Annotated in this window: 12 protein-coding genes; 6 read left to right on the plus strand and 6 right to left on the minus strand. The window is 70.7% G+C overall.

Translation table 11 applies throughout. From position 1 onward, the window contains the following. Positions 1-96: 96 nt before the first annotated feature. The 3 genes from G6O68_RS07670 (at position 97) to G6O68_RS07680 (ending at position 2,606) form a co-directional block, all read left to right on the plus strand. The gene (locus G6O68_RS07670; RefSeq protein ID WP_165246405.1) at positions 97-510 is read left to right on the plus strand and encodes a GntR family transcriptional regulator; all 414 of its coding nucleotides are present in this window, start codon (positions 97-99) and stop codon (positions 508-510) included. Then, positions 479-1,444: a slipin family protein gene (locus G6O68_RS07675; protein WP_206108041.1), complete on the plus strand. Its 966-nt coding sequence runs from the start codon at positions 479-481 to the stop codon at positions 1,442-1,444. Before G6O68_RS07670 ends, G6O68_RS07675 begins: the two co-directional genes overlap by 32 nt. Positions 1,445-1,505: 61 nt before the next feature. Next, positions 1,506-2,606 carry an alpha/beta hydrolase gene (locus G6O68_RS07680; protein WP_165246406.1) on the plus strand — a complete coding sequence of 367 codons (1,101 nt, stop codon included), beginning with the start codon at positions 1,506-1,508 and terminating at the stop codon, positions 2,604-2,606. Positions 2,607-2,631: 25 nt separating this feature from the next. On the opposite strand, the gene G6O68_RS07685 is transcribed toward G6O68_RS07680, so the two are convergent. The 3 genes from G6O68_RS07685 to G6O68_RS07695 all read right to left on the minus strand — a co-directional run bounded on the left by G6O68_RS07685 (position 2,632) and on the right by G6O68_RS07695 (position 5,584). Then, positions 2,632-3,096 (minus strand): hypothetical protein, encoded by a 465-nt coding sequence (locus G6O68_RS07685; RefSeq protein WP_165246407.1) that lies wholly within the window; start codon positions 3,094-3,096, stop codon positions 2,632-2,634. 35 nt (positions 3,097-3,131) lie between these two features. Beyond that, complete coding sequence (locus G6O68_RS07690; protein ID WP_165246408.1) at positions 3,132-4,202, minus strand: DUF1559 domain-containing protein; 1,071 nt, start codon at positions 4,200-4,202, stop codon at positions 3,132-3,134. A gap of 233 nt (positions 4,203-4,435) precedes the next feature. Further along, positions 4,436-5,584, minus strand: coding sequence for a hypothetical protein (locus G6O68_RS07695; RefSeq protein WP_165246409.1), 1,149 nt, complete (start codon positions 5,582-5,584; stop codon positions 4,436-4,438). 187 nt (positions 5,585-5,771) lie between these two features. On the opposite strand from G6O68_RS07695, the gene G6O68_RS07700 reads away from it, so the two are divergent. After that, on the plus strand, positions 5,772-7,619 hold the full coding sequence (locus tag G6O68_RS07700) for an FAD-dependent oxidoreductase (protein WP_165246410.1): 1,848 nt from the start codon (positions 5,772-5,774) through the stop codon (positions 7,617-7,619). Between the two features lie 7 nt (positions 7,620-7,626). Here G6O68_RS07700 and G6O68_RS07705 read toward each other — a convergent pair whose 3' ends face one another. Continuing rightward, positions 7,627-7,917 carry a DUF5076 domain-containing protein gene (locus G6O68_RS07705; RefSeq protein ID WP_165246411.1) on the minus strand — a complete coding sequence of 97 codons (291 nt, stop codon included), beginning with the start codon at positions 7,915-7,917 and terminating at the stop codon, positions 7,627-7,629. 303 nt (positions 7,918-8,220) lie between these two features. Here G6O68_RS07705 and G6O68_RS07710 point away from each other — a divergent pair, with 303 nt between their 5' ends. Next, a complete protein-coding gene (locus G6O68_RS07710) occupies positions 8,221-9,681 on the plus strand; it encodes a sigma-54-dependent transcriptional regulator (RefSeq protein WP_165246412.1) in 1,461 nt (486 codons plus the stop codon). Between the two features lie 63 nt (positions 9,682-9,744). Here G6O68_RS07710 and G6O68_RS07715 read toward each other — a convergent pair whose 3' ends face one another. Next, a complete protein-coding gene (locus G6O68_RS07715; protein WP_165246413.1) occupies positions 9,745-10,578 on the minus strand; it encodes a transglutaminase-like domain-containing protein in 834 nt (277 codons plus the stop codon). Positions 10,579-10,832: 254 nt separating this feature from the next. Here G6O68_RS07715 and G6O68_RS07720 point away from each other — a divergent pair, with 254 nt between their 5' ends. Then, positions 10,833-11,573 (plus strand): peptidase, encoded by a 741-nt coding sequence (locus G6O68_RS07720; protein ID WP_165246414.1) that lies wholly within the window; start codon positions 10,833-10,835, stop codon positions 11,571-11,573. A gap of 57 nt (positions 11,574-11,630) precedes the next feature. Here the strand turns inward: G6O68_RS07720 and G6O68_RS07725 are convergent, their stop codons facing one another. Continuing rightward, the gene (locus G6O68_RS07725; RefSeq protein ID WP_165246415.1) at positions 11,631-13,349 is read right to left on the minus strand and encodes a M3 family oligoendopeptidase; all 1,719 of its coding nucleotides are present in this window, start codon (positions 13,347-13,349) and stop codon (positions 11,631-11,633) included. Positions 13,350-13,413: the final 64 nt, after the last annotated feature.

Below are 13,413 nucleotides of genomic sequence, written 5' to 3' on the forward strand. Positions count from 1 at the left end.
CAGAGCGACTTGGGGAAAACGCGGCACCGAATCCAGGGTGTTGACAGCTTTCAATGCGACTTGTACCATTGAACTAGAACAATGGGGCAAGCGGCCGTGTTTGAACTCGACTCCGACGATCCGACGCCGCTCTACGCCCAGCTCGGGCGGGCGATCCGCACGGCGGTGGCGACGGGCCGGCTGAAGGCCGGGGACCGGCTGCCGACGGTCCGCCAGATGGCGGTGGACCTCCGGGTGAACGCCAACACCGTGGCCCGGGTCTACGCGGAGCTGGAGCGGTCGGGGGTCCTGGCGACCCGTCGCGGCGTGGGGACGTTCGTGACGTCCTCCGGCGTCGGGGCGGCGGGCCGCCCGGGCCTGGAGAGGCGACTCCTCGCGCTCGGGGATCGCTTCCTGGCCGAGGCTCAGGCCCTGGGGTTCTCGGCCCGCGAGGCGATCGCGGCGCTCGAAGCGAGAGTCTCCTCGGAGGGGGGCGGCCATGCCGATCAACCGGACGAACGTCGACCTTAAGAACATCCAGATCCGACTCGAGGCGCCGAACATGAACGGGCTGAACTTCATCGGGTTCCTGCTCTTCCTCGCGAGCGTCGCCGCCGGCGTCGGTGCGGCCTTCCTGACGGGACGGTCCTGGCTCATCGTCCCGGGCGTGGTCCTGGGGGCGATCATCGCGGGTTCGCCGCGGATCGCCCAGCAGTGGGAGCGCGGCATCGTCCTGCGGCTGGGGCGGTATGCGGGCCTGCGGGGGCCGGGGCTGTTCTGGGTCGTCCCGTTCTTCGAGCGGATCTCGGCCTGGATCGACCAGCGGACGATCACCACCAGCTTCGCCGCCGAGCAGACGCTCACCTCGGACACCGTCCCGGTCAACGTGGACGCCGTCCTCTTTTGGATGGTCTACGACCCGGAGAAGGCGGCGCTCGAGGTCCAGGACTACCGCGAGGCCGTCTCGTGGGCCGCGCAGACGGCCCTCCGCGACATCATCGGCCGCACGCCGCTGACGGTCCTCCTCAAGGGCCGCGAGCAGATCGAGGCCGACCTCCAGAAGCTGATCGACGAGCGCTCCAACCCCTGGGGCGTCACCGTGCAATCGGTCGAGATGCGCGACGTGATCATCCCCGAGTCGCTCCAGGACGCCATGTCGCGCGAGGCCCAGGCCGCCCGCGAGAAGGAGGCACGGATCATCCTCGGCCAGGCCGAGGTCGAGATCGCCCACCTCTTCCACGAGGCCGCGAGGCACTACGAGGGGAACCCCACCGCCCTCCACCTGCGGGCGATGAACATCCTCTACGAGGGCCTGAAGGAGAAGGGCGCGCTGATGCTCGTCCCCAGCACGGCCGTCGAGTCGATGGGCCTGGGCGGCATGCTCGGCGCGGCGGCCCTCCGGCAGCAGACCCTCAGCATGAACGAGAACGCTCCGACCTCGCCGGCGAACGGCCCCGTCGTATAATGGCCCTTCGGCCGTCGGCGTCCCGACGGTCGTCCCGGCACGACACGACGAGAGGCCGCCGATGGGCTCGATCCGCCGTCCCAGTACCCCGCTTCTGCTCCTCACGACCGCCTGGGCGATCGCCCTCCCCGCGAGGGCCCAGGCCCCGCCGGACTACCCGGACCACGCGAACCTGTTGGTCGTCCGGGACGCGAGAGGCGTTCAGCGGCCGGTGGAAGACGTGGCCGACTGGGAGGTCCGTCGCGGCCACATCCTGGCGCATCTGCAGGAAGTCATGGGGCCCCTGCCGGGCCCCGAGAAGCTCGTCCCGCTCGACTGGAAGGTCACGGCCGAGTTCCCGGGAGAGGGCTACGTCCGCAAGCGGGTCGAGTTCCAGGCCGAGCCCGGCGACCGCGTCCCCGCCTGGCTGCTCATCCCCGACGCCCCCGAGGGTGACGCGGCTCCGAAGCGCCCGGCGGTGCTCGCCCTCCATCAGACGGTGGCGATCGGCAAGGACGAGCCGGCCGGCCTGGGGGGCAATCCCGACCTCTGGTACGCCCGCGAGCTGGCCCGGCGGGGCTACGTCGCGATCGTCCCGGACTATCCCAACTTCGGCGAGTACCGTCGCGACGTCTACAAGATGGGCTACGCCAGCGCCTCGATGAAGGCGATCTGGAACAACAAGCGGGCGGTCGACCTGCTCGCCTCGCTCCCCGAGGTCGACCCCGAGCGGATCGGCGTGATCGGCCATTCGCTGGGGGGGCACAACGCCATCTTCACGGCCCTGTTCGAGCCCCGGCTGAAGGCGGTGGTCACGTCGTGCGGGTTCAACGCCTTCCCTTACTACTACAAGGGGGACGTGGCCGGCTGGTCGCACAAGGGCTACATGCCCCGGCTTCGCGAGGTCTACGGCCTGGACCTGGCGAAGATCCCGTTCGACTTCCCCGAGCTGATCGGCGCGCTGGCCCCCCGGCCGTTCTTCACCTGCTCGCCGCTGCGCGACGCCAACTTCGAGGTCGACGGCGTCCGCGCCTGCCTCCGCGCGGCCCGGCCGATTTACGCCCTCTACCGCGCCGAGGACGACCTCGTCGCCGAGTTCCCGGACGCGGAGCACTCCTTCGAGCGCGGCACCCGGATGAAGGCGTACGAGTTCCTCGATGAGCACCTGAAGGCCGCGCGCTGAGGCGCACGGCCCTCGGGGCGGTCGATCAGTCGGTCAGATCGAAGTTGATGCCGCTCGCCCCCCCCTCGGGGACCTCGGCCTTGAGCTGCGAGGTCTCGGGCGAGAAGTAGCGGCGGGGGATGAGCGGCTCGCCCGTCCCCTGCATGTCCTCCTCCATCACGGCCCGGGCCTTCTTGCCGGTCGGCGGGGCCTTGTCCTCGCCTCGCGAGACGACGGAGACGAGGTAGGGCCCGGCGTAGGCGCCGTCGCCCAGGTCGAAGGTGCCGAGGCCGTAGTTGCCGTCGGGGTCCAGGGCCCCGTCGGCGGCGCGGCCCCCCTTCTCCGGGGTGAAGAAGACCTGGCCCTTCGACACCGGCTGGCCTTTATAGGTGATCCGGCCGGTGACCTTCACCAGGCCGGGCTCGCCGCCGCAGCCGGCCAGCCCGGGCGCGATCGCCAGGGCCAGGCCGGCCGTCGCGGCCGTCAGCAGCTTCTTATTCAGGACGCGCATGGGGTCGCTTCTCCAACCGGCCGCGACGGGGCGGATCAATAGGCGTCGGAGCTGATGACCTCGCCGCCGCGACGGCTGCCGAGCGCGTTGTAGGTGCGCTGGTCGACCGTCTGCTTGACGTAGCGGACCGAGCCGTCGGCCATGCCGAAGTTGGCGCCGCCGGGGTGGAAGCTGGAGAAGCCGCGCCCGGACCAGCTGTTGGCGTTGGCGTAGGTCGGGTCGCGCAGGCACTTCTGGAGCGTCCAGTTCATCGGCAGGCAGGTCCCGTTGGTGGCCCCGGTGCTGGTGTACCAGACCGCGCTGGCGGAGCGGACGACCGAGGCCACCTCGCCCAGCGCGAAGGTGTTGCTGAGCCCGTCGCTGACCGAGGCCATCGTCACCGCGCCCGAGAGGCTGCGGTAGTCGAAAAGGCCGCGGTGGTTCGGCCCCGAGCCGTAGGCGCCCGTAGGGGTCTGGCAGTCGGCCGTCGGCGTCTCGGCCGCCGAGCCCGAGGCGTTGCAGCCGCCGCAGCCGTAGCGCAGGCCCGAGCCGGCCGTGTCGTAGGGGTTCGCCGGGTTGTTGTTGTAGCCGTCGCCGAAGCTCCCCGTGTAGTTGTTGAGCATCCCGTTCTGGCGATTGGTCGCCGGGTTGTCGCGCGTGGAGTCGCCGCCGAAGCAGGCGACGCCCGGCGTGGTCCGATCGTCGTTGAGCCGCCCCGTGTTCGGGTCGCTCGGGCAGAAGAACGAGGCGATGACGATGCGGCGGACCGTCGACATCGACGAGCAGTCGCAGCTGTCCAGGAAGTTGATCGCGTTGTACAGCGAGGTCTGCTCCAGCTGCGGCAGGATCATCGGGATCCACCCCCAGCCCTTGCCGCCGGTGCCGAAGCCGCCGACGTAGGGGTAGCTCCCCACCACGTCCACGTAGTTGTGCAGGGCGAGGTTGATCTGCTTCAGGTTGTTCGTGCACTGCATCCGTCGGGCCGCCTCGCGCGCCGACTGCACCGCCGGCAGCAGGAGCGCGATCAGCACCGCGATGATCGCGATGACCACGAGAAGCTCGATGAGGGTGAAGCCGCGACGGGACTCCCCCGCGGGATCCTCCGAGATCCGATTCCAGCGAACCATGCGAATCCTCCACGGCGACCGGGACGAGATGGGATGAAGGTCCGAGCAGACCGACGCGCGAGAACCGCACGTCGAGGGCGAAGGGGCCGGCTCGCATGATCGCGAGACCGCCTGGTGGTCGCCTAACTTCGTAGCCGATACATCGCCCGTATGCAAGCATTGAATTCATGGAATCTTCACGATCCCGGCGATGGGCGTTCCGGTCGTGCCGATGGCTCGCCCCGGCCGACGCGTCAGCTCGGATCGCCGACCCGGAACTCGGTCGTGGGCGACTTGATTCCGGGGAAAGACGAGCGGACGATCCAGCCCCCCTTGCGGCCTTCGAGGCCGAACGGCCCGTCGCCGAACGGGTCGCGCAGGGCCCGGAACGCCGCCTCACCGTCCCGGACGAGGACCAGCCCGGCGCGGAGCAATGCGCGATTGAGGACCGCCCGGTCGACGGCGTCGCAAAACGAGCGGGCGCTCGCGACGAGCCCGACCGGAATCGGGTCGGTCCCGCGGCGAGTCCGGGCGAACTCCTCGATCGCCGCGTCCAGCTCGGGGCGGGGGAGGTCCAGTCGTCGTCCCAGCTCCGCGAAGCCCGGGGTCGTTGCGTCCAGGTGGACGAGCAGCCGGTCTCGGTGCCCGCCCGTCAGGACCTTCAGCGCCTCGACCTCGTCGTCGTCGCACCCCGTCCGTTCCCAGTCTTCCTCGACCAGGATCGGCCCCGCCTTGGCGAGCCCCGCGCGGATCGCGTTCAGGATGAACCGCGATTCGGGACCGATCATCGCCGAGGCCGGCGCGACCGGGGGCAGGGCGTCGAGCCGACGGGCCAGCGAGTCGAGTGCCGCGCGGTCCAGCAGCGGGAGGAGGCCGCCCAGGGTCTGGAGCGTCGCCATCTCGTCGGCGCACTCGAAGAGCCGCCCGATCATCGGCGCGTCCGCCCCTGTCCGCCGCGCGAAGCTCAGGGCGGCGAAGGCGTCGTCGAGCGCCTCCTCGAACCGCCCCGCCTCGGCGTGCCGCCGCGCCGCGAGGCAGGCGAGCCGGGTGAGGTGGCGGTTGCTTATCCGAAATCGGTCGCGGTCGATGATCTCGGGTGGCATCGCCTCGTCGCCCCACCGGCAGGCGTCGATCCTCGCCGCCTCGCGGAGGGCCGCCAGCGCCGGGCGGGCCTGGTCGATCCAGCGGTCGACTTCCGTGCCCAGCCTCGATGACTCCAACGCCTCGCGCGCCTTCGCCCAGTCCCCCGGCGGCACGCGCTCCGCCCAGGCGAACGCTCGGCGATACACGACCGCCGCGTCGGGAGCCTCGGCCGCGGCCGCCTGCGTGAAAGCCCCGAGGCTCCGCAGCCGGCCGAGCAGGGGGGCGGACGCCAGCAGGCGGAGCAACTCGCGGCGAAGCATGGCGACCTCCTCGATTCGACCCGCTTCCTGGACCCGGAACCCGGCGGAGGGTTCGCGGCGGACCGACATCTTCGCCCGTCCGACGACCCGGTTCCAGGGGCCGCCCGACGGTTGCGGCCGCCTGGATTCGCGTGCATACTCGGCGGCGGTATGGCTGATCTCGATGCCTCGGCAGGTCGATGAAATCATGAAGAACCGCTCAAGCTTGCTCGCGGCCTGGATCGTCGGGCTCCTTACACTCCACGTCCCGTCGCCCGCACGAGGTGCCGACGCTACCCACGACGTCGTCATCGTCGGCGCGACGCCCGGCGGGATCATGGCCGGGGTCGCGGCGGCGCGGGCCGGGCGGTCGGCGGTCATTTTGGAGCGCGGGGAGCACGTCGGCGGGCTGCCGGCGAACGGCCTGGGGGCGACCGACATCGGCACCCGAGGCGCGACCGGGGGCCTGTTCCTGGAGTTCGTCGGCCGGGTGAAGCGGCACTACGTCGAGACTTACGGGGCCGACTCGAAGCAGGTCCGCGAGTGCTCCGACGGCTACCACTTCGAGCCCCGCGTGGCCGAGGCGGTGTTCGAACAGATGCTGGCCGAGCACCTGGATCGGCTGACCGTCGTCCGCAATCGCCAGTTCGACGCCGATCCGGAGAACGTCGACCTGGAGGACGGCCGGCTCGTCGCGATCCGGGTCCGCGATCGGAAGACCGGCGCCGTCGAGACCTACCGGGCGCAGGTCTTCGTCGACGCCACCTATGAAGGAGACCTCGCGGCGGCGGCCGGCTGCGAGTACCGCGTCGGTCGCGAGGGGCGCGAGGAGTTCGGCGAGGCGATGGCCGGCCGGCTCTACAAGCCCTGGGGGGGCCAGCCCGCCGCCGGCTCGACCGGCCAGGCCGACAACGCCATCCAGGCCTTCAATTACCGGCTCTGCCTGACGAAGGACCCCGAGGATCGGCTTGAGACGCCCCGGCCCGCGACCTACGACCGCGCCGAGTACCTCTCGCTGGCCGACGATATCCGCGAGGGCCGCACCACGGCCCCGGCCGACGACAAGGGGCCGAAGCCGACGGCCCTGGCCTGGAATGCGGTCGGCCGGATCTTCAACCCGGTCGCCACCCCCAACGGCAAGGTCGACGCCAACAACCAGCACTGGAACTTCGTGTCGTCCGACCTCCCCGAGGAGAACTGGCCCTGGCCGACCTCGGGCTGGGACTGGCGCGACCGGTTCGCCGATCGGCTCCGCGACTACACGCTGGGCCTGCTCTACTTCGCCCAGAACGACGAGTCGCTCCCCGCGGACTTCCGCGCCCGCTGCCGCGAATGGGGCCTGGCGCGGAGCGAGTTCGTGGACAACGGCGGCTTCCCGCGCCAGGTGTACGTCCGCGAGGGGCGTCGGATCGTCGGCGAATCCTGGTTCACGGCGAAGGACGCGGTCCCCGTCCGCCCAGACGGCCGGCCGCCGCTCCACGCCGACAGCATCACCGCCAGCCACTACGCGCTCGACTCGCACGCCGTCCGCAAGCGCGAGCCGGGGCGGGCCCACCTCGACGGCTTCTTCAGCTCGCCGAGCCGGCCCTACACGGTCCCTTACGGGGTGATCGTCCCGAAGAAGATCGACGGCCTGCTCACGCCCGTGCCGGTCTCGGGGAGCCACGTCGGCTTCAGCACGCTCCGAATGGAACCGTGCTGGATGGCCCTGGGGGAGGCCGCCGGCGAGGCCGCGGCTCTCGCCGTCGAGACGGGCGTCGCCCCCCGCCGGGTCGACGTCGCCGCGCTCCAGGGCCGCCTCTTGAAGCATGGCGCGGTGCTGATGTACTTCCGCGACCTGAAGCCCGGCGCGCCCCATTTCGAGGCCGTCCAGGCGTTCGCCCTCCGGGGCTGGCTCGGCCCCGACGCCTGGCTCGCGCGGGCCGAGGAGAAGCCGACCGAGGCCGAGGCCCGCGACTGGCTCGATCGGGCGGGGGGGGCGGGGATGGGCCTGGAGCAGGCCCTCGCCCTGACGCGCGGCGAGCTGCTGGAGAAGCTCCGCGAATCCTCGCGCTGACCTCGGATCAGCCGACGGCGTCGGTGGGGTGGTCCCACTCGGCGTCGAAGCCCTCGCGGATTCGCGCCAGGGCGTCGGCCGGGTCGATCCCCTGGTCCTTCGCGTAGGAGTCGGCGAGCTGCCGGGCCAGGTCGACGAGCATCAGGCCCCAGGCCGCCGGGTCGTCCCAGAGGTCGGCCGCCAGGCTGGCCCGCTGGCCTTCCGACGTGATCCAGACCCGTGCGATCTCGACGGCCCGGGGGTCGAGCGCGACTCGGGCGGGCGGGGGTAGGGGGCCGGAGGCGGGATGGTCGGGCATGGCGGAAACGCGTCCTCGTCCTGGAGGGTCGGCGGCCGGGGCGATCCCGGCGCGGCGGCCATTGTAGCCCCGGCGCCGCCCCCGCCGCGACGGACCGCCGCCGGGGATTCCGCAAGCCGGCGATGGCGGAGAATCCGGGGGGACGGCGGGATTTTCTGGGGTTGATCGCCCGGGGTGACCTGGTATAGTCACGGATGAGACGATAGAGCCGGATTGCGCGTCTTTCTGCTCTTTCGCATCATGGCGGCTCGGGCCTCGGCCCCGCAACAGGATTGGACTACGCCTCAACTGGATGAGGGCGCCATGGATCGACGCATCCTCGTTGTTGAAGACAGTGAACTTTACTGCCAGCAGCTCGATCAGATCCTTTCCGGCCCGGGTCGCGAAGTGACGATCGTCCAGGACGGCACCACGGCCCTGGAAATGTTGGTGGAAAAATCCTTCTCGCTGGTCGTCACCGACCTGAACCTCCCTGACCTCAACGGGCTCGACCTGATCCGCGAGATCCGCTCGCGCGACCTCCCCGCGACGATCATCGTCATCAGCGGCGAGCCCAGCGTGGAATCGGCCGTCGAGGCGATCCAGCTCGGCGCCTACGACTTCGTCGTCAAGCCGATCGACCCGGACCTGTTCCAGCACCAGGTCGAGAAGGCGCTGGAGGCCCGTCGGCTGGTCGACGAGATCGCCGACCTGAACACCAAGCTTCGCCGCCGCTTCGCCTACCACAACCTGCTGGGGCGGAGCCGCCGGATGGCCGAGGTCTTCGCCAAGGTGGAGCGGGTGGGCTCGTCGACCTGCACCGTCCTGATCACCGGCGAGACCGGGACCGGCAAGGAGCTGGTCGCCCAGGCGATCCACCAGAGCGACGTCACCCGCCGTCGCGACGGCCGGCTCGTCGCCGTCAACTGCGCGGCGTTGCCGGAGCACCTGCTGGAGAGCGAGCTGTTCGGCCACGAGCGGGGGGCCTTCACCGGGGCCGACCGCCAGCAGATCGGCCGGTTCGAGGCCGCCGCCGGCGGGACCTTGTTCCTCGACGAGATCGGCGAGATGCCGATGGGCATGCAGGCCAAGCTCCTGCGGGTGCTGCAGGACGGCCGCTTCGAGCGGGTCGGCGGCACCGAGCCGATCCAGGCCGACTGCCGCGTCCTCGCCGCCACCAACGTCGACCTGGCCGAGGCCGTCGCCCAGGGCAAGTTCCGCAGCGACCTGTTCTATCGGCTCAACGTCGTCTCCATCGAGACGCCCCCGCTCCGCGACCGACTCGACGACGTGCCGCTCCTGGTCCACCACTTCCTCCACAACATGGAGGAGCGCGGGCTGCCGGCCAAGACGCTGTCGCGGGCGGCGCTCTCGCGGCTGGTCCGCTACGACTGGCCGGGCAACGTCCGCGAGCTGGAGCACGTCATCGAGCTGATGGTCGTCACCACCCCCGGCCCCGTCATCGAGCCCGAGAACCTGCCCGACGAGATCGTCCCCCGGGGCGAGGAGCCCTTCAGCCTGGACTTCGACCACTTCCGGCCGCTCCAGGAGCTGACCGAGGAGTTCACCCAGCGCATCGAGAAGGCCTACCTCGCCCGCGTGCTGGAGAAGTATCGCGGACGGATCGACCAGTGCGCCGAGCACTGCGGCCTCTCGCGGCGGAGCATCAGCGAGAAGCTGCGCCGCTACCAGATCGACAAGACCGACTTCAAGCCCGCCAACCGCCGCACCCGCAAGGCCGCGCCCGCCGCCTCCCCGTTCGCCTCCTCGTTCGACCGCGCCTGACCCGACGAACGCGGGCCTCCCAAAAGGAGGGCCTCGGCCTCGTCCGGTCGACGAGCGGGCGGATCAGTTCACCTTCGTCTTACCCGTCGCGTCGGTGACCTCGTCGGTCCAGACGACGAACTTCTTGAGGCTGGAGGGGCCGAAGCTGGTGGTGAGGGCGACGTCGACGGCGTCGCGGCCCTTGGCCATCAGGATGCGGCCGATCCGGCGCTTGTTGTGGCGGGCGTCGAAGGTGTGCCAGGCGCCCCCCAGGTAGACCTCGAACCAGGCGCTGAAGTCCATCGGGTCCGGGGAGATCGGCACGCCGATGTCGCCGAGGTAGCCGGTGACGTAGCGGGCGGGGATGTTCATGCAGCGGCAGAAGGTCACGGCCAGGTGGGTGAAGTCGCGGCAGACCCCCTGGGCCTCGATGTAGGCGTCGTAGGCCGACTTCGTGGACCGGGCGTACTGGTAGCCGAACTCGATGTGGTTGTGGACCCAGTCGACGATCGCCTGGACGCGAAACCAGCCGGGCGGCGTGTTCTGGAAGAGGTTCCAGGCGATGTCGCTGAGTCGGTCGACCTCGCAGTAGCGGCTCGCCAGCAGGAACGGCATCACCTCGGGCGGCAGCTCGTGGATGGGGACCTCGCACGCCTCGGTGACGATGCGGTCGGGCAGGCCGTCGACCTGGACGACGGCGTCGTTGCTCAGGCGGAGGGTGCCGGCCGGGACCAGGATCCGCCGCGATCGGTTGCCGAACTCGTCGACGAAGTCGGTCGCCGGGACGTCCGGCTCGATGACGAGCGCCTCGGGCCCGCACAGGGACGGTTCTACCGAGGGATGCACGCGCAGGAGCATCATCATGGCGATCGGGGCGGGGACGTCGAACTCGAGATCGTAGCCGATCCGGATGAACATGGATGGGGCCCGGAGCTAGGGGGAATGCCTGGTCGGAATGGGACCGGCGGCCCGCGCGAGAGGTGCGAAAATCGTACCAACCGCGCCGACCCGCGTCCACCGGCCGGCGAATTCGTGGCGTCGCGGGCCCTCCGGCGGGCGGGCGGTGACCTTGCCACGGGACGGACGGAGATGGTATTCAGGGGGGGGCCTTTGAGCGCGGACGCTCGATCGGGCGGGATTATCGAAGTGAGCGTCGCGGAGGACTGGTTACGATGACGTATTGCCTGGGCATCACCACGAAGGACGGCTTCGTGGCGGCGTCGGACTCGCGGACCAACGCCGGCTACGACCAGGTGAACGTCTGCCGCAAGATGCACCTGTTCGAGATGCCGGGCGACCGGGTCTTCGTCGCCATGACCAGCGGCAGCCTGTCGTGCAGCCAGTCGGTCGTGACCCTCCTGCGCAAGGACTTCGAGTCCGGCAAGGGGCTGGCCGCGGTCGAGACGATGTACGAGGCCGCCCGCTGCGTGGGGGAGCAGGTCCGCCGCGTTTCCGAGCTGGATCGCAAGGCCCTGGAGCAGGACGGCTACAAGGTCAACGTCCACGTCATCCTGGCGGGGCAGATCCGCGGCCAGCCCCACGACGTCTACATGATCTACCCGCAGGGGAACCCCCTGCGCGCCACCGAGGACTCGCCCTTCGTGCAGATCGGCGAGTGCAAGTACGGCCGGCCGATCCTCGACCGGGGCGTGCGCTTCGACACGACCTCGCTGGAGGAAGCCGCGCGCTATGCCCTGATCTCGATCGACTCCACGTTGAGGTCCAACGTGACGGTCGGCCCGCCGGTCGACCTGCTCGTCTACGCCCGCGACGAGTTCAACCTCGACCGCCGCCGCCGATTCCGCGACCGCGACCCCGACTTCACCGCCATCCACTCCCAGTGGGAGCAGGCGCTTCGGCAGGCCGTGGCGGCCCTCCCCGCCGTGGACTTCCCCCCCGACGCCGAGCGTTGAGCGCCGAGCCTGAGTCCGGCGTGGCCGCCCCGCGCGGGGCGGCCACGCCGCCGCGCCTTACGGGGCCAGGCGGTCCAGCTCCTCGCCGATGGTCGCCATGAGGGGGGCGATGGTGGCGGCGTCGAAGGCGAAGCGGGCACCGGCGGCTTCGAAGAGGTGGGGCAGGGGCCTCGCGCCGCCGATCGCCAGGGCCTTGCGGTAGTCGGCCACGGCCCCGGCGCGGTCGGTCAGGCTCCGCTTCCAGATCTGCAGGGCGCCGAGCTGCGCCAGGCCGTACTCGATGTAGTAGAACGGGTACAGGAAGATGTGGAGCTGGCGGTGCCAGGAGTGGTCGCGGGCCTCCTCCAGGCCGGTCCAGTCCACCTCGCCGCCGAACCGCGCGATCAGGTCGCGCCAGGCGGCCTTGCGGTCGTCGCGGGTGTGCTCCGGGTGGGTGTAGATCCAGTGCTGGAAGGCGTCGACCGTGGCGATCCAGGGGAGGATCGTGACGATCCCCTCCAGCAGCTTGCGGTACGAGCGCTCGGCCTGCTCGCCGTCGTAGAACGGGTCGGCCACCCCGGCGCCCAGCAGCTCCATGGTCATGGAGGCGACCTCGCAGAACTCCAGCGGGCTCTCGCGATACGCCGCGAGCGGCTCCCCGCGCGAGGCGAGGGTGTGGAAGGCGTGGCCCCCCTCGTGCAGCAGCGTGCGGACGTCGGAGTCCACCCCCACGGCGTTCATGAAGATGAACGGCAGGCGGTCGGCCTCGTACGTGGTCTGGTAGCCGCCGGGAGCCTTCCCCTTGCGGTTGGCCAGGTCCAGCAGCTTGTGCTCGCGCATGTAGCCGAACTGGTCGGCGAGCTCGGGGTCGACCTCGCGGAAGATGGCCTCGGCCCCCTCGGCGAGCCGGGAGACGTCCTCGAACGGCCTCAGCGGCGGGCGGCCCAGCGGGTCGGCCGCGACGTCCCAGGGGCGGAGCGACTCCACGCCCAGCCCGCCCCGGTGCTCACGGTGGATCGCGGCGGCCAGCGGGACGACGGTCTTCTCGATCGCCTCGTGGAACTTGGCGGCGTCGGCCGGGCCGTAGTCGAACCGCTCGCGGTTGCGGTAGGCGTAGGCGACGTAGTCGTCGAACCCGGCCTCGCGGGCGATCTCCAGGCGGATCGCCCGCATCTCGTCGAAGAGGGCTTCGAGCGTCTCGCGGTCGACCAGCCGGCGCTCGGCGGCGAGGGTCCAGGCCTGACGACGGACGTCGCGGTCGGGCGACTCCAGGAACGGCGAGAGCTGCGCCAGCGTCCGCTCCTGGCCCTGGAACTCGACCGTCATGGCGCCGATCGCCTTCTGGTACTGCTGCTCCAGCTCGGCCAGGCGGGTCTCGCGCGGGATGTTGGCCTCGCGGTAGAGGGCCCGGCGGTTCTCCAGCGAGCGGCTGAAGACGTGGTAACGCTCGGCCGAAAGGCCCGCGCGGCCTGGGGCGTCGAGGAACTTGTTGCGGACCTCGTTGAGGTAGGGCTTGAGCCGGGGCTCGACCTCGCGGACGAACTCCAGGTAGGCGGCCTCGCGCGCGGGGTCGTCGGTCTGGCAGGTCATGGCGACGTAGCGGGCGGTCCCCTCCTGACCGACGACCGCGTTCAGCTCGCCCGAGGCGGTCAGCCAGGCCTCGACTTGCTCCGGGGTGTCGACGGGCATCGCCAGCAGCTTCTGGTACCAGGGCTCGATCTGCTCCCAGGTCTTCAGCTCGACGCCTTCGGGGAGCCAGGTGCGGGGGAACGTCTCGGGGGCGTAGGTCGTGCTCATCGGGCCAGCCTGTCTTCCTCGGTCATGACATGAAAAAGGTCGTCGATCCGTCGGGTCGGGGCCG

This window comes from Paludisphaera soli (genome assembly GCF_011064595.1).
Classification (GTDB): Bacteria; Planctomycetota; Planctomycetia; order Isosphaerales; family Isosphaeraceae; genus Paludisphaera; species Paludisphaera soli.

Excerpts from the sequence above, each read along its gene's own strand:
- G6O68_RS07680 (WP_165246406.1), top strand. The coding sequence starts at position 1,506 with ATGGGCTCGATCCGCCGTCCCAGTACCCCGCTTCTGCTCCTCACGACC.
- G6O68_RS07690 (WP_165246408.1), bottom strand. The coding sequence starts at position 4,202 with ATGGTTCGCTGGAATCGGATCTCGGAGGATCCCGCGGGGGAGTCCCGT.
- G6O68_RS07695 (WP_165246409.1), bottom strand. The coding sequence starts at position 5,584 with ATGCTTCGCCGCGAGTTGCTCCGCCTGCTGGCGTCCGCCCCCCTGCTC.
- G6O68_RS07715 (WP_165246413.1), bottom strand. The coding sequence starts at position 10,578 with ATGTTCATCCGGATCGGCTACGATCTCGAGTTCGACGTCCCCGCCCCG.
- G6O68_RS07685 (WP_165246407.1), bottom strand. The coding sequence starts at position 3,096 with ATGCGCGTCCTGAATAAGAAGCTGCTGACGGCCGCGACGGCCGGCCTG.
- G6O68_RS07675 (WP_206108041.1), top strand. The coding sequence starts at position 479 with ATGCCGATCAACCGGACGAACGTCGACCTTAAGAACATCCAGATCCGA.
- G6O68_RS07720 (WP_165246414.1), top strand. The coding sequence starts at position 10,833 with ATGACGTATTGCCTGGGCATCACCACGAAGGACGGCTTCGTGGCGGCG.
- G6O68_RS07705 (WP_165246411.1), bottom strand. The coding sequence starts at position 7,917 with ATGCCCGACCATCCCGCCTCCGGCCCCCTACCCCCGCCCGCCCGAGTC.
- G6O68_RS07725 (WP_165246415.1), bottom strand. The coding sequence starts at position 13,349 with ATGAGCACGACCTACGCCCCCGAGACGTTCCCCCGCACCTGGCTCCCC.
- G6O68_RS07700 (WP_165246410.1), top strand. The coding sequence starts at position 5,772 with ATGAAGAACCGCTCAAGCTTGCTCGCGGCCTGGATCGTCGGGCTCCTT.
- G6O68_RS07710 (WP_165246412.1), top strand. The coding sequence starts at position 8,221 with ATGGATCGACGCATCCTCGTTGTTGAAGACAGTGAACTTTACTGCCAG.